20 protein-coding genes, 1 tRNA gene and 1 pseudogene are annotated in these 24,109 nt (G+C 66.0%); 13 read left to right on the forward strand and 9 right to left on the reverse strand.

What is annotated here, in order from left to right; all coding sequences use genetic code 11:
• Window positions 1-20: 20 nt before the first annotated feature.
• On the reverse strand, window positions 21-671 hold the full coding sequence (gene grpE, locus ABZ454_RS00585; RefSeq protein ID WP_356322303.1) for a nucleotide exchange factor GrpE: 651 nt from the start codon (window positions 669-671) through the stop codon (window positions 21-23).
• Window positions 668-2,530 (reverse strand): molecular chaperone DnaK, encoded by a 1,863-nt coding sequence (dnaK, locus tag ABZ454_RS00590; protein WP_356322304.1) that lies wholly within the window; start codon window positions 2,528-2,530, stop codon window positions 668-670. Before dnaK ends, grpE begins: the two co-directional genes overlap by 4 nt.
• 339 nt (window positions 2,531-2,869) lie before the next feature.
• Between dnaK and ABZ454_RS00595 the strand changes: the two genes are divergently transcribed.
• The 4 genes from ABZ454_RS00595 (at window position 2,870) to ABZ454_RS00610 (ending at window position 8,388) form a co-directional block, all read left to right on the forward strand.
• Window positions 2,870-3,568 carry a sugar transferase gene (locus ABZ454_RS00595; RefSeq protein WP_359535270.1) on the forward strand — a complete coding sequence of 233 codons (699 nt, stop codon included), beginning with the start codon at window positions 2,870-2,872 and terminating at the stop codon, window positions 3,566-3,568.
• Between the two features lie 104 nt (window positions 3,569-3,672).
• Window positions 3,673-5,940, forward strand: a complete 2,268-nt coding sequence (locus tag ABZ454_RS00600) for a (Fe-S)-binding protein (protein WP_359535271.1) — start codon at window positions 3,673-3,675, stop codon at window positions 5,938-5,940.
• 224 nt (window positions 5,941-6,164) lie between these two features.
• Window positions 6,165-7,334 (forward strand): VCBS repeat-containing protein, encoded by a 1,170-nt coding sequence (locus ABZ454_RS00605; protein ID WP_359535734.1) that lies wholly within the window; start codon window positions 6,165-6,167, stop codon window positions 7,332-7,334.
• A gap of 133 nt (window positions 7,335-7,467) precedes the next feature.
• Window positions 7,468-8,388 carry a Yip1 family protein gene (locus tag ABZ454_RS00610; protein ID WP_359535274.1) on the forward strand — a complete coding sequence of 307 codons (921 nt, stop codon included), beginning with the start codon at window positions 7,468-7,470 and terminating at the stop codon, window positions 8,386-8,388.
• A gap of 139 nt (window positions 8,389-8,527) precedes the next feature.
• On the opposite strand, the gene ABZ454_RS00615 is transcribed toward ABZ454_RS00610, so the two are convergent.
• Both ABZ454_RS00615 and dcd read right to left on the reverse strand, forming a co-directional pair.
• The gene (locus ABZ454_RS00615) at window positions 8,528-9,028 is read right to left on the reverse strand and encodes a phosphoribosyltransferase (RefSeq protein ID WP_356322308.1); all 501 of its coding nucleotides are present in this window, start codon (window positions 9,026-9,028) and stop codon (window positions 8,528-8,530) included.
• 6 nt (window positions 9,029-9,034) lie between these two features.
• On the reverse strand, window positions 9,035-9,610 hold the full coding sequence (gene dcd / locus ABZ454_RS00620; RefSeq protein ID WP_356322309.1) for a dCTP deaminase: 576 nt from the start codon (window positions 9,608-9,610) through the stop codon (window positions 9,035-9,037).
• A gap of 530 nt (window positions 9,611-10,140) precedes the next feature.
• Here dcd and ABZ454_RS00625 point away from each other — a divergent pair.
• The 3 genes from ABZ454_RS00625 (at window position 10,141) to ABZ454_RS00635 (ending at window position 11,810) form a co-directional block, all read left to right on the forward strand.
• Window positions 10,141-10,211, forward strand: a tRNA-Gly gene (locus ABZ454_RS00625).
• Between the two features lie 314 nt (window positions 10,212-10,525).
• Entirely contained in the window at window positions 10,526-11,266 is a 741-nt protein-coding gene (locus tag ABZ454_RS00630) for a hypothetical protein (protein WP_359535277.1), read from the forward strand.
• Between the two features lie 46 nt (window positions 11,267-11,312).
• A complete protein-coding gene (locus ABZ454_RS00635; protein WP_359535280.1) occupies window positions 11,313-11,810 on the forward strand; it encodes a hypothetical protein in 498 nt (165 codons plus the stop codon).
• A 438-nt stretch (window positions 11,811-12,248) separates the two neighbouring features.
• Here ABZ454_RS00635 and ABZ454_RS00640 read toward each other — a convergent pair whose 3' ends face one another.
• From ABZ454_RS00640 to ABZ454_RS00650, 3 genes are all read right to left on the reverse strand, one after another.
• Window positions 12,249-12,809, reverse strand: coding sequence for a hypothetical protein (locus tag ABZ454_RS00640; protein WP_359535282.1), 561 nt, complete (start codon window positions 12,807-12,809; stop codon window positions 12,249-12,251).
• A 27-nt stretch (window positions 12,810-12,836) separates the two neighbouring features.
• Window positions 12,837-13,292: a hypothetical protein gene (locus ABZ454_RS00645; RefSeq protein ID WP_359535284.1), complete on the reverse strand. Its 456-nt coding sequence runs from the start codon at window positions 13,290-13,292 to the stop codon at window positions 12,837-12,839.
• A 794-nt stretch (window positions 13,293-14,086) separates the two neighbouring features.
• Window positions 14,087-14,764 carry a hypothetical protein gene (locus tag ABZ454_RS00650; protein WP_359535287.1) on the reverse strand — a complete coding sequence of 226 codons (678 nt, stop codon included), beginning with the start codon at window positions 14,762-14,764 and terminating at the stop codon, window positions 14,087-14,089.
• A 666-nt stretch (window positions 14,765-15,430) separates the two neighbouring features.
• Here ABZ454_RS00650 and ABZ454_RS00655 point away from each other — a divergent pair.
• Together ABZ454_RS00655 and ABZ454_RS00660 are read left to right on the forward strand one after the other, a co-directional pair.
• Window positions 15,431-17,107 (forward strand): hypothetical protein, encoded by a 1,677-nt coding sequence (locus tag ABZ454_RS00655; RefSeq protein WP_359535289.1) that lies wholly within the window; start codon window positions 15,431-15,433, stop codon window positions 17,105-17,107.
• 2 nt (window positions 17,108-17,109) lie between these two features.
• Window positions 17,110-17,490 (forward strand): DUF5955 family protein, encoded by a 381-nt coding sequence (locus tag ABZ454_RS00660; protein ID WP_359535292.1) that lies wholly within the window; start codon window positions 17,110-17,112, stop codon window positions 17,488-17,490.
• A gap of 54 nt (window positions 17,491-17,544) precedes the next feature.
• On the opposite strand, the pseudogene ABZ454_RS00665 reads toward ABZ454_RS00660, so the two are convergent.
• A pseudogene (locus ABZ454_RS00665) lies at window positions 17,545-18,213 on the reverse strand (tyrosine-type recombinase/integrase); the annotation flags it as partial.
• Between the two features lie 90 nt (window positions 18,214-18,303).
• Here ABZ454_RS00665 and ABZ454_RS00670 point away from each other — a divergent pair.
• Together ABZ454_RS00670 and ABZ454_RS00675 are read left to right on the forward strand one after the other, a co-directional pair.
• Complete coding sequence (locus tag ABZ454_RS00670) at window positions 18,304-18,861, forward strand: hypothetical protein (RefSeq protein ID WP_359535294.1); 558 nt, start codon at window positions 18,304-18,306, stop codon at window positions 18,859-18,861.
• Window positions 18,858-19,646, forward strand: a complete 789-nt coding sequence (locus ABZ454_RS00675) for a hypothetical protein (RefSeq protein WP_359535296.1) — start codon at window positions 18,858-18,860, stop codon at window positions 19,644-19,646. Before ABZ454_RS00670 ends, ABZ454_RS00675 begins: the two co-directional genes overlap by 4 nt.
• Window positions 19,647-20,183: 537 nt before the next feature.
• Here ABZ454_RS00675 and ABZ454_RS00680 read toward each other — a convergent pair.
• Window positions 20,184-21,590 carry a RelA/SpoT domain-containing protein gene (locus tag ABZ454_RS00680; RefSeq protein WP_359535298.1) on the reverse strand — a complete coding sequence of 469 codons (1,407 nt, stop codon included), beginning with the start codon at window positions 21,588-21,590 and terminating at the stop codon, window positions 20,184-20,186.
• Between the two features lie 1,141 nt (window positions 21,591-22,731).
• Between ABZ454_RS00680 and ABZ454_RS00685 the strand changes: the two genes are divergently transcribed.
• Complete coding sequence (locus ABZ454_RS00685) at window positions 22,732-23,481, forward strand: SDR family oxidoreductase (RefSeq protein ID WP_358672615.1); 750 nt, start codon at window positions 22,732-22,734, stop codon at window positions 23,479-23,481.
• A gap of 289 nt (window positions 23,482-23,770) precedes the next feature.
• Window positions 23,771-23,914, forward strand: a complete 144-nt coding sequence (locus tag ABZ454_RS00690) for a hypothetical protein (RefSeq protein WP_359535300.1) — start codon at window positions 23,771-23,773, stop codon at window positions 23,912-23,914.
• The last annotated feature ends 195 nt before the right edge of the window (window positions 23,915-24,109 follow it).

A 24,109-nucleotide genomic window follows, 5' to 3' on the forward strand; every position in this document is an offset into this window, starting at 1 on the left:
CCAGGTGATCGGACGGGATGTCAGACCTCCTCGCCGCCACCGTTCTCCTCGTCGTCTGCCTTCTCTTCCTTCGCGGCCGCGGGCGCCGCCCCCGGCTGGGGTTCGGCCACCGCCACCCGTGCGGGACGGATGGTGCGCTCGCCGATCCGGTACCCGGGCTGCAGGATCGCGACGCAGGTCGTCTCGGTGACGTCCGGTGCGTACGAGTGCATGAGGGCTTCGTGGATCGTCGGGTCGAAGGGCTCGCCCTCCTTGCCGAACTGCTGCAGTCCGAGCTTGGCGACGACCGTCTCCAGCGATTCGGCCACCGACTTGAACCCGCCCACGAGCTCACCGTGCTCGCGGGCCCGGCCGACGTCGTCGAGCACGGGCAGGAGCTCGGACAGGAGACCCGCGACTGCGATCTCCTTGACCGTGACCCGGTCCCGCTCCACGCGGCGGCGGTAGTTCTGGTACTCGGCCTGGAGCCGCTGGAGGTCGCCCGTGCGCTCGGAGAGCGCGGTGCGGACCTGGTCCAGCTGTGCGGTCAGTGCCGTCGTCTGGTTCGCGTCCCCGGCCGGGGCCGCCGCCTCCTCCGAAGAGGGGGTGGCGGCTTCCGGCTCGGCGTCGTCAGGGGTGGCGCCGGAGGGGACGTCGGGCTTCTCCTCGAAGCCCGGAGTCTCCTCGGTCACGCCGCACCGCCCTTGGAGTCCTTCTCGTCGTCGACGATCTCGGCGTCCACGACATCGTCCTGACCGCCGTCGGCCTGGGCCTGTCCGGCGCCCGGCTGCGCGTCACCCTGCGGGCCGCCCTCGGCCTGGGTGTTGGCGTACATCGCCTGGCCCAGCTTCTGGGAGACGGCCGCGACCTTCTCGGTGGCGGTGCGGATCTCGGCGGTGTCCTCGCCCTTGAGCTTCTCCTTCAGCTCGGTGAGCGCGGTCTCCACCTCCGTCTTGACGTCGCCGGGGACCTTGTCCTCGTTGTCCTTGAGGAACTTCTCCGTCTGGTAGACGAGCTGCTCGCCCTGGTTGCGCGACTCGGCGGCCTCGCGGCGGCGGTGGTCCTCCTCCGCGTACTGCTCGGCCTCCTCACGCATCCGGTTGACCTCGTCCTTCGGCAGCGAGGAGCCGCCGGTGACGGTCATCTTCTGCTCCTTGCCGGTGCCGAGGTCCTTGGCGGCGACGTGCATGATGCCGTTGGCGTCGATGTCGAACGCGACCTCGATCTGCGGGACGCCACGCGGGGCCGGCGGCAGACCGGTCAGCTCGAACATCCCGAGCTTCTTGTTGTACGCCGCGATCTCGCGCTCGCCCTGGTAGACCTGGATCTGCACGGACGGCTGGTTGTCCTCGGCCGTCGTGAAGATCTCGGAGCGCTTGGTCGGGATCGTGGTGTTGCGCTCGATGAGCTTGGTCATGATCCCTCCCTTGGTCTCGATGCCGAGGGACAGCGGGGTGACGTCGAGGAGCAGGACGTCCTTGACCTCGCCCTTGAGGACACCGGCCTGGAGCGAGGCGCCGATGGCGACGACCTCGTCCGGGTTCACGCCCTTGTTGGCCTCCTGGCCACCGGTCAGCTCCTTGACGAGCTCGGCGACGGCCGGCATACGGGTCGAGCCACCGACGAGAACGACGTGGTCGATCTCGGAGAGCTGGATACCCGCGTCCTTGATGACGTTGTGGAACGGGTTCTTGCAGCGGTCCAGGAGGTCCGCGGTGAGCTGCTGGAACTGCGAGCGCGTGAGCTTCTCGTCCAGGTGCAGCGGGCCCTCGGCCGACGCCGTGATGTACGGCAGGTTGATCGAGGTCTCCGTCGAGGACGACAGCTCGATCTTCGCCTTCTCCGCGGCCTCGCGCAGACGCTGGAGAGCCATCTTGTCCTTGGACAGGTCCACGCCGTGGCCGTTGGCGAACTGCTTCACCAGGTAGTCGACGACGCGCTGGTCCCAGTCGTCACCACCGAGGTGGTTGTCACCGTTGGTGGCCTTCACCTCGACGACGCCGTCGCCGATCTCCAGGAGGGACACGTCGAAGGTGCCGCCACCGAGGTCGAAGACGAGGATCGTCTGGTCGTCCTTGTCGAGCCCGTACGCCAGCGCGGCGGCCGTCGGCTCGTTGACGATGCGCAGGACGTTCAGGCCCGCGATCTCGCCGGCCTCCTTCGTCGCCTGACGCTCGGAGTCGTTGAAGTACGCCGGGACGGTGATCACCGCGTCGGTGACCTTCTCGCCCAGGTAGGACTCGGCGTCACGCTTCAGCTTCTGCAGGATGAAGGCGCTCATCTGCTGCGGGTTGAAGCTCTTGCCGTCCAGGTCGATCTTCCAGTCAGTGCCCATGTGGCGCTTGACGGAGCGGATGGTCCTGTCGACGTTCGTCACTGCCTGGCGCTTGGCGACCTCGCCTACCAGAACCTCGCCGTTCTTCGCGAAGGCGACGACGGACGGCGTGGTCCTGGCGCCTTCGGCGTTGGTGATGACGGTGGGCTCGCCGCCTTCGAGAACGCTGACGACGGAGTTAGTCGTGCCCAGGTCGATGCCGACCGCACGTGCCATTTCAATTCCTCCAACTGACTACTTGAGTGGATCTGGCTCAAGGATGCATGACGCCCGCCTCAGAGTCAACAGACCTGAGTCGAGCCGACTCAACTAACGTGCAGGCACTCGCACCACCAGCAAGGCATCCCGCCTGCTGTGACGGTGGACACATCTACACATCCGGGCCATCAGCGGCATATCCGGCCCGCGTACGGGCGACACCTGCCCGCCCCCACGGGTCACACACCCTTCCCATCTTCACCTCATGGGATCGTTCTGTCACAAAATGCCGTGAGCCGCGCAAAACCGGCAAGCGATCCGCCGACTCCAGTCAGCCGACCCAAGCAGGTGCGAACGATGCAGACGCAGTGGCAGAGGCAGGGGTACGGGCCGCGGCGGCGGCCGAGACCCGCGAGACGCACCTGGGAGCCGCCGCGCCCACCCCGCCTCCCAGCCGCCCGCAGGGCCCTGCGGTCGCTGTCGCCCGCGAACCTGCCCCGCCCCACCGCCAAGCGCGTCCTGGACCTGGTGCTCGGCTCGGCCCTCCTGCTCCTGGCCGCCCCCCTGCTCGCCGCGGCCGCCCTCGCCCTCGCCGCGCAACGCGGCCTCGGGGGCGTACTGACGCGCTCGGCCCGGGTGGGAGCGGACGGAAGGCCCTTCGTCCTGCGGTCGCTGCGCACCCGGCGGCTGCGGCTGCACGTGATCTCTCGCCTCCCCCATGTCGTACGGGGCGAGCTCTCCCTCGTCGGCCCGGCCCCGCTCGCACCGGGCGACGTACGCGCCCGGCCGGCCGGTGCGAGAGACTGGCGGCGGGAACTGAAGCCCGGCCTCACCGGCCTGGCCCAGGTCCGCCACCGCTCGGTGATGCCGTGGGACGAGCGGGACCTCCTCGACCAGCACTACGCCGAGCACCACCGGCCGGGCCTGGACCTCGCGATCCTCGCCGAAGCCGTCGGCGCTCCGCTGCTGCGGGCGGCCCGGAGCCTCGCCCGGCACGGCAAGGCAGGCCTGAGCGACACAGATCACCGCCTGCCCGGCTACAGGACGGTGGAATAAGTGGATAGTGTCAGCACAGACTGATTAAGTTACTGCTTAGTAAGCATCTGAGTAATCAGCGATCATCGCTGGATCCCACCCTCGCAGGCCCGAGGAGCCCCGAAATGCAACTCGCCGCGATCATCGTGTCGCTGGTGCTGACCGTCGTCGGCGTTGCGCTCATCGCCCGAGCGGTCGCACAGATCTACCGGTTCGTCCGCCTCGGACAGCCGGTACCGGCAGGCAGCCGCACCGACGACCCCAAGCAGCGCACGATCACCCTGGTCAAGGAGTTCCTCGGCCACACCCGGATGAACCGGTGGGGCATCGTGGGCTTCGCGCACTGGTTCGTCGCGATCGGCTTCCTGACGCTGCCGCCGACGCTGCTCCAGGCGTACGGACAGCTCTTCAAGGCCGACTGGGTGCTGCCGATCATCGGTGAGTGGCTGCCCTTCGAGCTCTACATCGAGTTCATCGGCCTGATGACGACGGTCGGCATCCTCGTGCTGATCGCCATCCGGCTGCTGAACCTCCCCTCCCGGGCCGGCCGCAAGTCGCGGTTCGCGGGCTCGAAGGCCTGGCAGGCGTACTTCGTCGAGTACGTCATCCTCGTCATCGGCCTGGCGATTCTGACCCTGCGCGGTCTCGAGGGCGCGATCCACCACGTCGGCGGCTACGAGGCCGCGTACTTCGTGTCGTACCCCCTGGTCCTCGCCTTCAAGGGACTCGCGCTCGGCACGCTGCAGAACCTCATCTACTTCGTCGCGATGATCAAGATCGGCGTTTCGCTGATCTGGATGATCACGGTCTCGCTCAACACCAACATGGGTGTCGCCTGGCACCGCTTCCTCGGCTTCCCGAACATCTGGTTCAAGCGGAACGCCGACGGCGAGGTCGCCCTGGGCGCCCTCCAGCCGATGACCTCGGGCGGCCAGGAGATCGACTGGGAGGACCCGGCGGAGGACGCCGTCTTCGGCGTCTCGCAGGTCGAGCAGTTCTCCTGGAAGGGCATCCTCGACTTCTCCACGTGCACCGAGTGCGGCCGCTGCCAGTCGCAGTGCCCCGCCTGGAACACGGGCAAGCCGCTCTCCCCCAAGCTCCTCATCATGTCCCTGCGCGACCACGCGCACGCCAAGGCCCCGTACCTGCTGGCCGGCGGCGGCAAGGACATGGAGGGCAACGAGAAGGCGACCGAGGAGCAGCTCAAGGACGTCCCGGCCGCCGCCCTCGCGGAGGCCGAGCGCCCGCTGATCGGCACGGTCGAGGAGAACGGCGTCATCGACCCGGACGTGCTCTGGTCCTGCACCACCTGCGGTGCGTGCGTGGAGCAGTGCCCGGTCGACATCGAGCACATCGACCACATCGTCGACATGCGCCGCTACCAGGTGATGATCGAGTCCGCGTTCCCGTCCGAGGCGGGCACGATGCTCAAGAACCTGGAGAAGAAGGGCAACCCCTGGGGGCTCGCCAAGAAGCAGCGCGTCGAGTGGACCAAGGAGGTCGACTTCGAGGTCCCGATCGTCGGCAAGGACGTCGAGGACCTCACGGAGGTCGACTACCTGTACTGGGTCGGCTGCGCCGGCGCCCTGGAGGACCGGGCGAAGAAGACCACGAAGGCCTTCGCGGAGCTCCTGCACATCGCGGGCGTCAAGTTCGCGATCATGGGCGGCGACGAGAAGTGCACGGGTGACTCGGCCCGCCGCCTGGGCAACGAGCCGCTGTTCCAGCAGCTCGGCCAGGAGAACGTCGCGATGCTGAACATGGCCTTCGGCGAGGACGACGAGGACGACTCGACGAAGAAGGCGAAGGCGACGAAGAAGATCGTCGCGACCTGCCCGCACTGCTTCAACACGATCGCGAACGAGTACCCGCAGCTCGGCGGCGAGTACGAGGTCATCCACCACACCCAGCTGCTCCAGCACCTCATCGACGAGGGCAAGCTGATCCCGGTGACGCCGGTCGAGGGTCTGATCACGTACCACGACCCCTGCTACCTGGGCCGTCACAACAAGATCTACACGCCTCCGCGCGAGATCATCGCCAAGGTCCCGGGTCTGCGGAACGAGGAGATGCACCGCCACAAGGAGCGCGGCTTCTGCTGCGGCGCCGGTGGTGCCCGGATGTGGATGGAGGAGCGGATCGGCAAGCGCATCAACAACGAGCGCGTCGACGAGGCCCTCTCCCTCAACCCGGACATCGTCTCCACCGCCTGCCCGTTCTGCCTGGTCATGCTGACCGACTCGGTCAACGGCAAGAAGAACGACGGCAAGGCGAAGGAGTCGATCCAGGTGGTCGACGTGTCGCAGCTGCTGCTCGACTCCGTCAAGACCCCGGCGGACCCCGCGGGCGAGCCGGAAACGGCTGACGCGCCGGAGCCGGAACCGGTGAAGTAACCGGAACCGCGCCACCGCGTTGCACAAGCGGCCGGACCTGCCTCGGGGGCAGGACCGGCCGCTTCTGCTTGACGGCTCCGGTGACGCATCATGTGGGGCGGCCCGGACGAAGGGGACGGCCGGAACGGCAACGACGTGCGAGGTATCCCTGCGGGGCTACGCATCGGAGGTATCCCGTGCGGATACGCGGCGCAAGAGCGCGAGTGACAGCGCGAACCGGACGAATCCCCGGCGCGGCGGCCACCGCGGCGGCCTGCGGCCTCTGCGCACTCCTGCTGACGGCCTGCGCGGGCGCCCCCGCCCCCTCGGCCGCCAAGAACGGCGACGCCCCGCCCCCCGCGCTCTCCGGCCTGGCGGGGTCCGAGCGCCACGCGGTCCCGCACGGCGCCGGCAGCCACACCCCCGACGACTTCAACGGCGACGGCCACCGCGACCTCGTCCTCGACGACCTGGTGAAGCCGGCGGCCGACAGCCGCGGTGACGACGCCGGAATCGGCATCGTGTACGGCTCCGCCGCCCGAGGCCTCGACCCCTCGGTACGCCAACTGCTCGGCGGTCGCACGAACGCCGCCAAGAGCGGTGACACCCTCCCGTCGGCGTTCGACGCCGAGGCGTCGTGCGACCTGGACGGGGACGGCTTCACCGATCTGATCGTGGCCACCGACCCCCCGTACAACGGCATCGGCCGCCCGCCCGTGCCGCTGCAGCTCCTCTTCGGCTCCCCCGCCGGCCTCACCGGCAAGGCGGTCACCCTGCGGATACCGGACCGGGCCCGCTTCGGCGACGCCTGGCCGGACCACCCCGTCTGCGGCGACTTCGACGGCGACGGGAAGACGGACCTGGCCGTGCCGGCGAGCTCGGGCCGGATCAGCTTCCTGCGGGGCCCGTTCACCCGCGACGGCCGCCCGCACGCCGCCGGCGGCGCCATCCCGGGCGCGGGCCCGGCCCTGTCCGCCCCCGAGCCCCGGACGGACGCCAACGGCGACGGCTACGACGATCTGGTGTACACCGCCCGCCCCCATGCCCCCGGCACCGCCGGCCGGGGCGCGCTGCTGCTCGGCGGCCCCGGGGGACCGGGGCGCCCGGGCGGCGCGTACCGCTTCGAGGCCCCGGCCGGGGCGCTCCCGGCGGCCCCCCTGCGCAAGCCCGCCGACAGCACCGCCGCCACCGCCTCCGCCTCCGCCCGCGCAGAAACGACCCTTCTCCAGCGGTACGCGGACTTCGACGGTGACGGGAAGCCGGACACGGTGGTCCGCACGCACCGGGGCGAGAGCGCCGACCTGATCGCGCTGTACCCGGCGGCGACGCCGGACCGCCCGCTGATCACGTTCACCAGCGCCCTGTTCACGGCGGACCGAGAAACGAACGGGGGAGCGCGCAGGTGGACGGGCTGATGGGCGGACTGGTGGACGGGCTGAGGACAACCCCCCAGGGTTCCCCTAAGGGATGTCACAGCTGAGCGTCAAAGGCGGTCCAGTTCCCCCGCCCCTCCCACCCGACCCCTGCGGACCAGGTACGTTCGATGACGTGGCTGGATTCAGGATCGGACGCGGCCGGGACAACCGCACCCCGCAGCAAGCGCAGCAGCAACCGCGGCAGCAGCCGTACGGCAATCAGGCACCACCGCCGTACGGACAGCAGCCATGGCCGCCGACGGGAGGCAACGGCGCCCCGCCGCACAACGGCGGCTACAACGCCCCCGGACACGGCGGTGGCTACCCCGCGGGCGGCTACAACGGCGGTGGGGCCGACGAACCCGAGTACTTCGCCGATCCGTACCCGCAGCCCCACCAGGGCGACCCGTACGCGAACAGCCCCGGCCACACCCAGGCCTTCAGCATCAACGAGGACCCGTACGGCGACGGCAACACCTACCGCGCCGGCCAGGCCCCCGCCCAGCCCGCGGGCCCGCGCCTGCACTGGAAGCAGCTGCTGACCGGCATCGTGACGCGCCCCGGGCCGACGTTCTGGCAGATGCGCGACTACCCCGTCTGGGGCCCGGCGCTCGTCGTCACGTTCCTCTACGGCCTGCTGGCGCTGTTCGGCTTCGACCAGGCCCGTGACGACGCGATCAACGCGCCGGTCGGCACCGCCATCCCTTACGTCATCATCACGGGCGTCGGCTTCGTGATCGGCGGTCTGGTGCTCGGCGCGGTCACCCACACCCTGGCCCGCCAGCTCGGCGGCGACGGCGCGTGGCAGCCGACCGTGGGCCTCTCCATGCTGATCATGTCGATCACGGACGCCCCGCGCCTGATCTTCGCGCTCTTCCTGGGCGGCGAGAACTCCCTGGTCCAGATACTCGGCTGGATCACCTGGCTGGCCGCCGCGGCCCTGTTCACGTCGATGGTGAGCAAGTCCCACGACCTGCCGTGGCCGAAGGCCCTGGGCGCGTCGGCGATCCAGCTGCTCGCGCTGGTCTCGATCCTCAAACTGGGCACGATCTGAGCAACCGGACAGCAAACCCCCGGGGCCACCCACGGCCCCGGGGGTTCTCTCACACCCGCACACGCACGGACAATCAACCGCCCGCCCGGTCACCCGACCGCCGGTCATCGGTCACCAGTCACCGGTCACCAGTCATCGGTCAGGCGTCGAGAACCTGCCCGCCGCGGCGCACGACCGGCTTCTCCACGCTCCACGGGAAGTTGATCCAGCGGTCCGTCTTCTTCCACACGTACTCGCACTTCACGAGCGAATGCGACTTCTCGTAGATGACCGCGGAACGCACCTCGGCGACGTGATCGATACAGAAGTCGCGCACCAGCTTCAGCGTCTTCCCGGTATCGGCGACATCGTCCGCGATGAGGACCTTCTTGTCCGAGAAGTCGATGGCATTGGGCACGGGCGCCAGCATGACGGGCATGTCCAGCGTGGTGCCCACACCCGTGTAGAACTCCACGTTCACCAGGTGAATGTTCTTGCAGTCCAGCGCGTACGCCAGCCCACCGGCGACGAAGACACCGCCGCGCGCGATGCTCAGCACCACGTCCGGCTCGTACCCGTCGTCGGCCACGGCCTGCGCCAGCTCCCGCACGGCATGCCCGAAACCGTCGTACGTCAGGTTCTCCCGCACGTCATCGCTCATCGCGCATCACACCTGGGTCCGGTGGAAGTTCATGTACGAACGCGACGCGGTCGGCCCGCGCTGCCCCTGGTACCGCGACCCGTACCGCTCGGAGCCGTACGGGAACTCCGACGGCGAGCTCAGCCGGAACATGCACAGCTGACCGATCTTCATCCCAGGCCAGAGCTTGATCGGCAGCGTCGCCAGATTCGACAGCTCCAGCGTCACGTGCCCGGAGAACCCGGGGTCGATGAACCCGGCCGTCGAATGCGTCACCAGCCCGAGCCGGCCGAGCGAACTCTTGCCCTCCAGCCGGGACGCGAGGTCGTCGGGCAGCGAGACGACCTCGTACGTCGAGGCGAGCACGAACTCACCGGGGTGAAGGATGAACGCCTCGTCCCCGTCCGGCTCGACGGTACGGGTCAGATCGGCCTGTTCGACGGCCGGATCGATATGCGGATAGCGGTGGTTCTCGAACACCCGGAAATAGCGGTCGAGCCTCACATCGATGCTCGACGGCTGCACCATCGACGCATCGAAAGGATCAATACGTACGCGTCCGGCGTCGATCTCGGCCCGGATGTCCTTGTCTGAGAGAAGCACTCACCGAGGATACGCAGAACGCGCGGGCCCACCCCCATCGGGCCGCCCGCGCGCCTGTCGCTCTGCTCCCGCAGACCCTGCCGCTCGCTCCCCTACCGCTCCTCGAACACCACAGGCACGGCATGCCGCAACCGCGCACAACGAGGACAGCGAATGAGCCGCCCGGGACCGATCCGCCCGGACCCGAGCTGCTGCAACGGGAACGAGGCGGTAGCGAAAACGTGCCCTTCAGCACAGCGGACGACGGTGCGCTCCATGGAGTCCATCAAGTCCCTTCCCCATCAAGCCGTGGACGAGAAAGCCACATTAGGGGATGTACAGGACGCCACCGCACGCGGCACTCCGACCCCCCACGCTACGCCCCCAACTCCCGCCCAACACACCCCCGTCCACACCCGCGACCCCACTCCCCCCGACCCCCTCACCCCCCACCACGAACCCACCCCGACCCGCGCCCGGGCTCACGCCTCGGGGGGTCTGCGATGGGGTAGAGTGTGGGACGATGCGTCGCTGGCAAGCCAGTGCGTTACGCGGGTGTAGTTTAATGGTAGAACATGAGCTTCCCAAGCTCAGAGCGCGAGTTCGATTCTCGTCACCCGCTCTTTCACGAACCCCCAGGTCAACGGCCTGGGGGTTCGTCTTTGTCTAGACCTCTCACGACCTGCCGTGCCCTCCACGTGCCCTATCTCCCGGAAATACCCAGCTCGGAGCGCACGCGGCGCACCATCCTGCACCCCCTCAGGCTGCACCCGGGGCCGACGGCGGGACGCTGGTCCGTGATCCGGGCCACTTGCCCGCCTCCCGGCGCGCTCATTGCCGCGGGAAAGGCCAAGGCTCTCCCTTTGGACAGAGGGACGTCGCTGGTATCAGGAAACGCCCCTCAGGCAGCGGGACCAGTGGCTAGCGTTTGACCACATGACTGGTGCCGCACCCGCAGGGGTGGAGCTTCTGACGTGCCTGAATCGTCTGGAGTTACGTTTCGATTCCGCCGCATCTCTTGTCGCATCGGACGCCCACGACGACCCCGCGACACTGGAATGGGGCTGCCGTGCCGTTCTGCCTCTGTGGGAGCCGGACGACGAGGAAGCCCGGGCAGACAACGCCCGCCTTCTCGGCCAGGGCATGTCGCTGGCCCAGGCGTTTCAGGGCCAGCGCCAGGAGTTGACGATCCTCTCCATGTCCGGGCTCACGCTGGACCTGTGGCGCATCGGCCACATCTACGCGTCGCTGGACTCGCGCGACGCCGACTACGAGCACTTCGCCCCCCTCTTCGACAAGTCCGGCGATCTCGGGCTTCATGGCGACCTGGAGGACTGCCTGGTTAACGGCACCCACGTCGTCATCATCGATCGGGCACGGATCGCGCCGGCCTGGCGTGGCCTGGGCGGCGTCGGCCGGCTGTTGATCGGACGCATGCTCCGCTGGGTGACCAGCCAGGCGGCGCTCGTGGCGACGCATCCGTATCCGATCGACATCCCTGTCGACGAACGGGACGACAGGACACGGGAGGCGCGGGAGAAGGCGGTAATCCAACGCACTTGGCAGTCCTTGGGGTTCGAGCCCTTTCGCGAGGACCTGTGGGTTATGCAGCCGCATTTGAACGCCCACGACGATGCCATCGAGCGCTTGGAGACGGCCTTCGGCCTGTACCTCTGAGCTCTCACCCACCCGGCCGACAAACGAGAGGACCACCGGTACCGCGATGCGCGAGTTCACCAACCATAGAGCGCAGCACACGCTCGGCATTCTGCGCGCTTTCCACCTGGAGACCTTGAACTTCTCCGGAATGCACCCTGAGGCGACGCTGGCTGACTTCGAGCACCACTTGCGTCAGCGGGTAAACGTCTTGGAAGCGGAACTGGAGACGGATGAGAAGGCCGCCCAGGCCGCCGTCGTCACCAAACCCCTGTCTGGCCCCCTCGCCGATCCCGGGCGCCAACAAGCGTTCCGTCAGCTGCAAGTCTCGGAGCTGCCGACAACAGGGCCCGAGAGGGAAGCCTGGTGGAAGCAGCGCAGGGCGGTGCTCGACGAGATCAAGGCACAGGGGCTGGCGGAGGCCCTCGACTGGGAGTGCCGCGACTGCGGCGCCCCGGTGAAAGCCGCTTGCCGTACGGGCGGCGGCAGGCCCAAGAAACAGCCCCAATCCCTCCGGGCCGCCGACGCAGAAGCGCCGTACAACCACGCGTACGGTCTGCGTTGACAGCCGGTCTGACGCCTAGACGAGAGACAGCGTCCCCGTCTTCCGACTTCCTCGGTCGTAGGAGCGAAAGCCCTACAGCAGAGTGCCCGCCCACGGACTGGCCCGCGTCCGTCGGCAGCTGGAATTGGCGGACCAGCCGGCAGGCGCTGGGGGGACGCCCCTTCCCCCAGCGCCTCGTCAAACAAACCTCAGTACTGGGCGACTGTCCGACACATCCCTAGCAGCTCACGTACCCTCGCCGGCTTCCACGGGCGAAGACGAGTTCTTCGCCGTGCTCGTTGAGGAAGTAGCCGACGTAATCCTTGCCAGTGATCACGCCACCGCACAGGCGGGCCAGGTCGGCCTGTCGCAGGCCCCTCCCAACATCACTACTCTTCATCCACCTGCGCGCCAGTCGTTGTCGGACCGGTAGCATCCGCCCAAAGCAGCCGCGCCGAACTATCCGTTGCCACTCCCACCGCCGAGCCTGCCGCTCGCGCGTTGCATGAAGCTCTCGAACGCGGCCTCCGCATCATTAAGGCACATTAATGACGCAAAGTTGCGGGCCGCAGCATTGGATACTGCCTCGTCGTTGCCTCGGCCCCAGGCGTACATGTGGGGTCCGACCGCTTGGACAGCCTGTTTGGCGGCTTCAAGTACAGGGAGCGACGGGGCATCTCCACCATCCAGAAGCGAGATCCGACGATGCCGCAGCTCAAGATCGCGACACAGGGAATCTGAGCGATGCACCATGTCCCGGTACTCATGGAAACTCCCCACGATCCAGAGCGAGGTCGCTACTCGCAGGATCTGCCATTGGAGTTCTTCCCACACGGTGCAGAAGTCCTCGTAAGCCTGGTACCGCTCCGAGAGTAGCGCTGAGGTGCTGGCTGTGATCCTCAGTTGCTGGATGTCTCGCGCCTGCACCACAGGCCCGTGCACTGTCGAGTGATCGAGCCTGTTGGCCATTTCAACCGTCTTGTGCTGAACAGCCGCTTGCTCTCTACGAGATGAGTCCACGCTCGGATGTTAAGGCCGGGTACAGAATCACACCTGAGTACTGCCCCAACCATCTTCGGGAGGCGTCCCGAAGCTGAGCGAACCCACACTGCCGACCTGGACCACGGGGCCATGCTGCACGCCCCCACTGATCGTATTGTGCACATCCGCAAACCGTTGACCGCCTCGCCTTGGTGCAAGTTCATCGAGAACTGACTGCAGTTCAGACGCAGCAAGCGGATTGGCCATCAGGGTACGTCGCAGCCGTGTGCGCCATCCCGCCTCGACGTCCAAGACCATCTGCTCGTCACCGGCCTCCAACGCCGCCGTGAGCTCTCCGCGCGAGGTCTCCAGCTCGCCTTCAATCGCGACCCCTTCGCCACCGTCACGGCGCGCAAAGAACAAGGCGATCCGATCACGGGCCTGTGCCCACGAGTCAGTCGCCATCTGCTGAACGAATGCCGTTGCACCCGCAGCAGCGAGTGCCATCAACTCGGCTTCCACGCATCCCCCTTGCTTACAGTCGAGCCAGCCACCGTACCCGTGGCACTCAACGATTGCAGACCGACGACTACCGTAGGTCGCTCGCTCCCCCCACCACACGACAGGTCCTGATGACCGTGGCACGTCCCCGCAAAGATGCGCCTCCCGCACCAGACGCACTGCACCCCTGTGCGCGAGAACCGGCATCCCCCAGGCGACCGCCTCAGACGACGAGTCAATGCTCGTAGGTGGACAGCAAACCGATTCCCGCGAGGCAGGCCGGAACAACGGCTGACCAGACGCCGTCTTCGGTCCTGGCCCACAGAGCTCCTGACAGAATCGCGACGAGGAGGACAACCCAGCACAGACGCCTGAACCTCTTCCGCGAACGGGCGAGCTGAGCAGCTACAACCTCACGCCGGCGCCTCTGCGCATCCTGGGCCGCCCATTGGTCCTGCGTGCGCCCCCGGAGGCGTGCCAGGAACGCAGCATGGTCGGCATCGTGCGCCCCGGCAGGTGACGCAACATTCACGTTGAGGTCTCCACGTACAGTGCCCGCCTGTACGACAGGCCCATCAACGTCCCCACGCAACTCGTTGTGCACATCGGGTTGTTCACTCATCCACTGAAGATACGCGAGCGCCTCAAAAGATCACCATTGGACTGCGCCTGCCTTTGTCTGATCAGACCCACCGGACGACTCTGTGATTCGCCGGGCCGACTCACCTCACCGCACAGCGCACGCCCTACAGGCATCCCCAACACGCACCCACCACCGCGGGGAGACCTTCGCAAGCCGAGACACGACGACTGACTCATGAGTCAACGAGTACGTACGGCTTGCTGCCCGCGTCCCGGGCGAAAAGCCAAGCGAACACGAGGAGCGGGGCGTAAACCACCGCAAGGAAGATGCTGCCCACGGCCACCATCACATGATCCGATCGACTGTATTGGTGCTGCGACCAGCTCAGCACCCAGAGGCCGAGAGCAGCAAGGAGTCCGACCAAGAACAACGCCGGCCACATGTGGCCGCTCTGCATCGAGAGCGCCAAGGACAGCACCACCGTCGACGGACCACGCCACTCCATCGTCTGTCCAAGATCCCACCCCAGGTGCTTCGGCCTTGGCAGTGCCAGCAATCCCACCATCAGCAAGATCTGCGCCACACCTCCGACCAGCCCGGCGTGCTCGGCGATCCAGCTCACAGGGGATTCTGTCCAACTTGACGGAATCGCCAGTGCATCGCAGACGACGGCCATCCCCTCCAGCGGTGTCCCCCAGCGACGGGCTCCGAGGATGGTCGCGAGCGCCGCGAGAGAGGCCAGCGTCCGATAGAGCGTCGCCACGACATTCAGCGAACGGACCTCCTTGATCACGTTGTTTACCGTGCTCGACGGATTCGACATGAACACATCTCTGACCGAGTGCGCCTGCACGGCGGACCCCTCGACGTGGCCATTCAGATCATTGACAACGGATCGATACTCGCCCATGCGCTGGAACCTACGGCAGCGGTGAGAGCACCGCTACCAGGCGTCACAAGCCTGACCGCATCGGCGAGCACACCGGGCCTTGGTCGCGAACGACGGTGTGCCGCCCGTACGTGCTCAACTTCAGGAGGCCGCCCGCCCCCGTGCCCCGACCGTGCCCTCGGGGCGGTGAACAGCGGTCAGAACAGGTCTTCGGAGGCAGGCACAACAAAGGCCGCACACTAGGAGGGTCGCCGACACCCGCTCCGCGGTGACTTGAGTCACGCCGCCCGCCCGTATGTGCTGACTGAACGTGCCAGCACGTCCACGGCCCGCCTTTCAAGACGATGAGGATTCGTAGCGTGTCGGCCGACGCTGAGGTGCTTCTGAGCCAGACGCGGTCATTCACCAGCGAAGCTGATGCCACGTGGCACAGGGTGGGGCCCTCACAAAAAGCGTCCGCGGGGGAGGTGGCAGATGCCGCTGCTGTCATGGAGGACGGTGGCACCCACCGGAAGCCCGCACTGCACAGGTCCGCAGGAGCCGGCCGCTGTCCCCGGGGTCCCAGTGGACAGCGGGACCGGGAAGCCAGTCGCCTACGTACCGGGGCAGCGCCCCACCCGGACCACGTACGCGCAGCGAGATCCGGTGCCGAGCACGAACTCCGTGATCCGAGGAATCGCTGGCTCCGTGCATGAGCGGGTCAACCGGATTGGACAAGCCCGGGACTGGCTCGGGCGATGGCAAGACAAGATGCAGGGGAGGCCCCAACGGCCTATTCGGGAACTGGACGAATGCTCCGGCGAACCCCTCGCGCAGTGGGCCCTGACGAACGTGCTGTACGCGCGCAAGCGGCCGGCACCGTCCTTCGGATTCGGGCTGGCGCCAGTGCTCACACACAGCGTTGCAGCACGACGGCAGCGTCGGCTCCGGGGCGCACTGTTGTTGGCAACCCTGGTCTACCTGGGGGGTTCCCATCCACGAGGACTGGCAGCGATTGTCGCCACCGTGTTGCTGTGGCAGTTCTTCACCGGGCGGTCAGGCCAGGCGATTATGCGCTGGGGCTTCAACGCACTCGTACCGGCTGTCCTTCTCGTTGCGGCGCTGTTCGCCCTCTGGACTGTCGCCAAACCACATCTCCCGCTGCTGCGCGAGGCCGCCCTGGAAGGGCTACTGGTCGCGCCGCGCCTGCTGATCGTCGTCACTGCGCTTCACCTTCTTGACCGCTGGGCGTGTCACGCCTACGTGCAGTCGCTGCGCCTTGGCCGCGGACGCATCGCCACGCGTCCCTTCCTCGCACCGTTCGCCGCCAAGAGAATCACGGCGTGCGAGGTCACTGAGCGTTGGCAAAGCATCGCGTACCGCAGGGAGAGCAGGGTGGATCGCTTCGTCGGAGCCGGCCTCGACTCGTGGCCGAAAGGAGCTACCCGTATCCAGCTCACGTCAGCCCGCACCAGTGAGGACGAAGAAGACGGCCCGCCCCTGGCTACAGCCGACTTGTCCGACCTTGACGCGAGTCAGAAATTCGAGGCGGACGAGCTCCTCGACAAGGTGCGCGACGAACTGGAGGAGCTTCGAGGAGCTCTCGTCGAAACCCATGCCCTGCCCAATTGTGATGTGGCCGAGTTCCTCGGCATCCCCGAGGGCCGATGGAAGAGCTTGGGCCAGAACAGTGGAGGCGGCGGTGATAAGTCAGAGTGGCCGGAGGCCACTGAGATGTGCACCGAAGCTCGGGATGCGCCCACCGGTCACTTCTCCCGGAGATACCTCGCCGCGCAAGTCGTCGCCTGGGACGGCCAAATCGTCGTCACGGTCTTCGCGCATGCAGCCCTGGAAGGCAACACACTGCACTTCGTCACCCGCCCCCACGTCCTGGCACCGCTGCTTCCCTCAGCAAACGTAACGCCCGCCAAGGGCTGGGATCTCGCCAGGAAACTGGCGGAAACACCGCTTCATGCATGCGGAGATACGGTGGCGCTCGCGTCCCGGGTGTACACGACCATCGGACGCGGACTTGGGCTGCTGACTGCTGTGACCATGGCCGCCGCCGCTGTCCGCGAGAAAGACGACGGCCGGCCGGTGAGCCTGAGAGAGCACTGCGGTCGGGAGACAACTGAAGACATGCACCAGACCGAGGACGTGCAGCGCTACGTGTCGATCCTGCAATCGCGGATGTTCAGCACGGTAAGCGCTTTTCTCGCCGACCACGGCCTGGCGACCGGCGAGTTCAAACGTCAGGCCATCGCCATCACCCAGAACTTCATCAGCGGCGACAACAACCAGGTCAACACCGGCAATATGGGCGGCGGCATGCAACAAGGCCCCATGCCTGGCGGTCCGGCAAACAGAACCGAGAAGGCAGGTTGATCATGAGATTCGGTCGAGCAAACGCTGGTGGTGGCACCAACGTCACCGGCAGCGGCAACCAGGTCAACACCGGCAGAGTCGGTGGTGACATGCGCCAAGTCCACGTCTCGGGGACCGCAGCAGACGACCCCAGGCTGCTGGCTGCACAGACCATACTCGCCGAACTGGTAGCTGCCCTCGACACGTACGCAGACGAAGTGCACAGCATCGACAGTTGCCGCCAGGCCGTGGCCAGAATTGACGAGGAGCTACGGGAGCCGACGCCGGACGGGCGCCGCCTCACCGAGACCCTGGAGATGCTGAGCCTCGCGCTCGGGTCCGCCACGTCCCTGACCTCGCTCGCTGGTTCGCTTCGAAGTGCGATCGAGGCACTTCTCGGCTGAAAACCAAGCATCACAGCTACGTGGGCAGGGCCAGCAGGCCCTGCCCACGTCCACCTAATTCTTCCGTGGAACCGAGCGGCGCGCTTCCGCCATTTTCCGACGGCCCTCCTTCACCAGGGCGTCGATGCCCGACGCGACGTCCCGCTGCCGCTCACCATCGGAGTGCTGATAGATCAGCGCCGCCTTCTCCGAGGACTGGCCGGCGCGGACCATCGTGTCCTTGAGCGTGGCGCCCGACTGGGTGGACAGGGTGTGGCCGGTGTGCCGGAGGTCGTAGAAGCGGAAACCCTCCGGCAGGCCGACCTTGATCCGAGCCCTGCGCCACTTGCGGCCGAAGGTGGACCGGCGGAAGGGGGCGCCCCTCTCCCCGATGAACAGGAGTCCGTCGGGTTCCTTCTCGGCGTACCAATCGAGATGTCGCTTCACCTCGATGTACAGGAAGGCCGGGAGGAAGACGGTTCGCCTTCCCGCGGCCGACTTGGTGTCGCCTTCAACGCGACGCCCGGTGGTCAGCTCGGGTGCAGCGTCCCGAACCTTGACCGAGAGGGGGTCGAGCGTGACGTCGGGCCGCCGCAGCGCCGCCTGCTCCTCCGGCCGCATAGGCCCGTAGGCGCCGAAGTAGACCATCAGCCGCCACCTCGGCCCCATGACGTCGGCAAGCGCGTCGACCTGTTCGACGGTGGCCGTCGGGCGTTCCTTGGCCTTCTCGCTGCCTGCGCCCCTGTCAGGTCGCAGGATGGCTGGTCGCCACCGGACCGGTTGTAACCGTACGGAGCCATTCCCTTACGCCCTACCTACTCCTATGATCGCAACATGTTGGGGGCAGGCGATTGCACAGACGAAGTCGCAGAGAAGATCTTGAGTGCGGCCGTAAACGCGCAGCTCAATGCCTCCATCCGGTGGAAGTCAAAGAGTGTGCGTAAGGACGGCAGGCCAGCGCAGGTCGAAGGCAATGTGCCCGTGCGAAGCGATCTGGCCGACCGATTTGATCTCCTCTTTCGCATCAAAGTCGACTTGGCGTGGGAGTACACCCTGATCTTGCGGCATCTTCCCAGTGGTGTGAACGTTCGGCGGCTGGATGTGAGAGGTACGCACAGGGACCGGGCCGGTGAGGACTACATTTGCCGCACCCACAAACATCGTTGGAGCGAAGCTCGAAATAACAAGGATGTCTATGAGCCGACGGACATCCGCCACGATCCGGCAGTACCGTCAGACGCATCACTTGAGGTCCTAGATGAGGAGTACCGTCGAGTTCTGACCGATTTTATGGGTGAGTGCAACATCTCCCTTGGTGCCGGGTACAACTGGACTAGCCCCCCGGCGCCACCCCAGACGCTCCCGCTAGAGGGATTGGAGGAGTACCCGTGATCCGGGACCACCTACTACCCTCCGACGTTCGCGATCAGCTTCCGGGATGGTCGATAGCTCCTGGTGGACGGCCAGGAACTGTCGCCATCACTGGTGGACTCTTCCTCAGCGACGGTGACGGTGTCACAGTGCTGCTCAGGGTGGTCGGTCAAGAAATCCTGGCTAGCGACGCCGGCGTGGCCGCTATGCGCTTGTCGGACGCAGGAGTCGATCTAGGAGCAGGCCGCGCCAGCAAAGCGTGGGCTGAGATCCTGGATGGTTACCATCTCAAAGAGATCCATGGGCGCATCACAGGCCGGCGCTCCATCCAGTGTGCCGGGGCTCTAGTAGCCGACATCGCAGGCGCTGTCCTATCAGTGGACAGCCTGAAGTGGCTGGCGCAAGGTGGACGGGAGAGCCCTCTGGAGAAGTCCCTGTACGCCTTCCTCAGCTCGGCACACCTTGAGTTCCAGAAGCGCCCCTCGGTACGGCTCCCCCGAGGTGGGGAGGTGCGCCCTACCGCGAGAGTGAGCGCGCCGAAGCGCGAAGTCCTCGTCCAGGCGGCGAGCAGCAAGCAAGCGGCGGAGCATGCACTCGTTTTGGTCCAGCAACTCGCTCGTGCCAGCTACTCAACGGAACAGAGGTTCGTCCTGCTCAGCGGCCGTGCCGATGAGTGGAGTCCAGACCAGTTGGATCTTCTGGCCGACAACGCCCCAGTGGGGTTCGCAACCGATATGCGAATGGTCGACCGCTTCCTCAAGGAGGCGAAGGCGCCGCCGCGTCTTTGGGCTCCGGCCAACGACTAACCTACCGATGCACCCGTGCAGGTACCCTGGCCGGTAGGGCGTGGCGCTGCGGTCGTCACGGGTGCCGCGCTCTTTGGCACCCATCTCTGCAGGCCAGTCCCCCGGTGAGGCACAGGGTTGCGTTGATTCCCCAGCCCCAGAAGCGAGTTCAATTCTCGCCGCCAGCTCGTCGAAAAGGCGCGGGTCTCTGCGCCGGAGACCGCTCGCTCCTGCGAAAGGACCGTCACACCGCCGCACACCCCTGACCAGCACTGCTCCAATCAGTCCAGGTCGTCTCCCGCTTCCTCTGACAAGGCAGGCACAAGCGGTTCAGTAGAGCGGTGCAGACGTAGTCCATCCGGGTCCTCCGCCCCGTACCAGTCGAAGTGTCGCCGAAGGTCGGTCTGCAGAAGGCCGACAGGATCACGACCCCGCGCGACCGGTGGTTAGCACGGGCGCCGCGGTGCGGACCCGGATGGTCATCTCGTCCGGGTCTACGTCCCCACTCCGAAACGCCTCTTGTTCCTCCGGTCGCATCGGGGCGTACACAGCGAGGGCTCAGGTAAGCCAGCCCCGCAAGGCGAGCTCATCACCATTTTCGAGGGGGGTGATATCCGCAACACGCTTGATGATCAACGAGGAGTAGATTTCCTTGATTTTGGAGGCAGTCAAGGGGCCGCGAAGATTTTTGGAATGGAGTAGAGCTTTAGATACATAATCCAAATTGGGGCGCGAAACAACAACCTCGACAGTTTGGACTTGGCGCGCCCGTCGAGTCATGTCGTTAACGCGAGCAAAATCCGACATCGGATCCGCCCAGTTCATTTCCTGAGAGGCAAGACAAAGCCTCTCATAAGCAGCGAGCAATTGATCTCGACCGATAAGGGGCAAGCTCTTATCGTTTTCCTTGAGAGCGAGTGCGACTTCCGGGATGCCCAAGGACGATGCCGCTAGTCCCACGGCGGAAGATGCAACAAAATCTGCAGGGATAACGTAAGCGGGCGGCCGATCCGAAATAGTTACATCGGCCGATGATGCTCGCACGAGAGTTTTGAAGGACTCGAACCCAAACCACCCCCGACTCACTTCTTGGCCAAACTCTCGTTGGACCTCCCACGCCAAACTTGCTAGGTCCACAGGATGGTTAAGACCGTCGAGGCGCTCACGCAGATAGCGCATGGCTGCTTCTTTTGAACCGACCTCATCACCGGATCCTGCCCCGACATCCAGCTGGCCTTCATCGACAATTTTGGAGTCAACTGCCTCCGACAGTTCGCCAACAGCTGCGCTGGACAACCTGTCGAGCTCCTCGCGCAGATCTTGCGCAATATCATCAACGGCAGCAAGCAGGTCAGCCATCCTCCTGCTGAGGGTCCTAACTAGCGCAGGCGGCTCACTTCCCGGCTTATAGGTATCTTCATGCGTAAGCTCTCCCCAGCCGTCTTGAAGGAGAGTCCTAACTTGCAATTCACACGTCACGAAGTGCCATTCGACACCCAACGAGACAGCCGTTTGCAAATTCACATGCACGGCACGATAACCGGTCGCTTTAGGGGCGTTAGCGTAATCCTTCCACGACCCTTCCTCCTGAGCCAAAACAGATCCGGCGACTCCATCGGAAACGGGCAATGCTTTGATCAAGTCTCGCACCCTAACAACATCCGACTGATTATTGCAGGTGACCCGAATGCCGACGAGATCATCGATGATCTCTGGAACTTCATCAAGCTGGTGAATCACATCTCGATATTTTGGCAAATTAAGCTTCCGCCAAGTTCGCGCCTTGCTCTTGACACGACCCCCCGTAATCCTGACGCGAGCCCCCTCCATTTCGCTCAACTTATCTTCGAAGTACTCAGACAGGACGCGCATCGCAGCATCACGCGCAGTATCCAGATACTTTCTCTTGTGCGAGTCGTACCAGTCACTAAACGCCTGGTAGGAAAATGGCAACTCATTCGACATCAGGCCCCCCCTGGTCAACATTTGGTCGAGTGCGTGCGAAAGAGATGCACGATTGAATGAAAGCAATCCGAGATAGACGTAGATTACACGAGGGCCGCCCCAGGCATAAGCAGGTTGACTCAATAAGTCGGCGGCACTTGACGGATCGCCCACCACCGCATGTACCGGTTGCGATACCCGAGATCCCGTCGCGTCAGCGACAGCCCTGTATGCGGTCAGCCAGTAAGCCAAGGGGCACCGGATGTGCAGACTGGCACGAGGTTGCGCGGGCCGAGCACAGGCGAGGCCCCCACCGCATGACGGCTCGCCCCGGAGCTCTTCGCGGAAGACTGCTACCGCTGGTCTTGCGGGTGAGCATGCAGGCATCCCCGCCGACATGCCCATGGGTGCGCACCGCGGCAGATATCCGAAGCGACCGCCCGTCGTGCCCCATCCGTGCCCAGCGGAGCGGACAACAGCGGTCAGGTACGGCGTCCGAAGACCATCCCAACCTCGTGCGTCTCAGCCAAACATGCAGGTCAGGGCCAATGCGACCGTTCAGAAACCGTTGATTCCCAAGCTCAGAGCGCGAGTTCGATTCTCGTCACCCGCTCCACGAGAAAGCCCCAGGCCAGCGGCCGGGGGCTTCTTTGTTGTCTGGACCAGTTCAGGCACCTCGTGTCATATCCATGCCAGACACATCGCCGCTCAGCGCGTAGAGGCCCTGCCGGGCCGAGTCGATCGGCCGCGTTCTCGAACTGGTGAGCGAGACAATCGCACGACCTGTCGCACGAGCTGAAATCCACAGGAACCGGCACGCACAACAAAGACAACGGGAGCTCCTGGCACACTCGAGCCTCAGCAACCCCGAACTGCACCAGGGGCCCTGCCTTCATGCACAACAACCGCGGAATCACCGACCTGTCAGCCACTTTCGGTCACACCGCACTCAAGATCGATAGGGCAACAGCCGCTTGCGATCCGTTCCGGATCGGTGGCCTGGGGCGAAGGGGCGGATGTGGGCATGTTGGAGCGGATCTGTGCTCCGTCCTCCGGGTGAAGAGCCTGCGGCACCTGCCCGTTGACGCCGAAGACCGGCGGTCGTACCGTCTCCGTACAGAGATGTGACCATCGTTCATACACGAGGACATGGGGTGGGGGCGTGGGGCAGCGCAAGGTCGTGGTGTCGGGTGGCGGTACGGGAATCGGGCGGGCGGTGGCCGAGGTCTTTGCGGCGGACGGCGACCACGTCGTCCTCATCGGGCGGCGCGAGGAGCCCCTGGAGAAGGCCGCCGGAGAACTCGACGCCGCGCATGGTGCGGGAACGGCCTCCTGGGTCGCCGCCGATCTGAGCGATCCCGGCCAGGCCCGCAGAGCCGTGGAGTTCTGCACCGCGGGCGGCGCGCAGGTCGACGTGATCGTCGCCAACGCCGGCGGCAACGTCGCACCGGCCCACGACGGCACCCTCGAAGGCGTCGCGGACAGCTTCCGCCGCAACTTCGAGGCCAACGTGCTCACCGCCGTGCTGCTCACCGAAGGATTGCTGCCCCACCTCACCCGGCCCGGCGGGCGGATCATCCAGATGTCGTCCATCGCCGCGCTGCGCGGCCCCGGTTCGTACGGCGGCTCCAAGGCCACCGTCAACGCCTACACCGTCGACCTGGCGCAGAAGCTCGGCCCGCAGGGCATCACCGTGAACGCGGTCGCTCCAGGCTTTGTCGCCGACACCGAGTTCTTCGGCGACCGGGCCACGCCCGAGTTCGTCGCCGCCCGGACCAAGCAGTCACTGACGGGCCAGGCGGGCCGCCCCTCGGACATCGCCGCCGCGGTGCACTACGTGGCGTCACCTGAAGCGGCGTACATGACGGCGCAGATCGTGCATGTGAACGGGGGCGCAACACTGGGGCGGTGACGGCTCGTCACTGGTTCGCAGCCGTCCCGCACGCGACCAGCCCGACTCCACACTCGTTGCGCCGGGACCGATGCGAGGCGGCCTGATCCACCCTCCACATCAAGGAGCACGAACCATGCCCACCCCCGCACCCCAATTCGATGGGTACGAGGGGGAACCCCTGCAGTTGCCGCCCATGCCCTAACACACGCCCCAAGCACTCCGGTTGGCCATTCAGGAACACGCTCCTCACCTCCTCCCGGACTCCTACTTCCGGGGGTTCGACGTCGACGCCTCGCTCCCACACTGGATGACCGTCCGACCTCTGGCCTCTACAAGCCCCAGCGGCCCCCACATCGTGGACCTGGCCGGCGGGCGCGGCTGGCTCATCTGCACCTTCATGCCGCGCCACGCCGATCCCCAGATCCTCGTCACCGAAGCCTTCCGGGCCTGACGTCTGCACCACCGGAGCGTCTCCAGCACAGGTGGCCCCCGGTCCGTTCCCGTCACCCGCTCCAACACGGAACCTCAGACTGATGACCCGCTGTCGGCGTGCCCCATCCGTGCCCAGCAGAGCGGACGACAGCGGTCAGATACGACCCTCAGAGGGAATGGCCTTTCCACCTGCCCGCTGCAAAAACCCAGTTTG

Origin of the sequence: Streptomyces sp. NPDC005803 (genome assembly GCF_040630435.1) — a bacterium.
Lineage (GTDB): Bacteria > Actinomycetota > Actinomycetes > Streptomycetales > Streptomycetaceae > Streptomyces.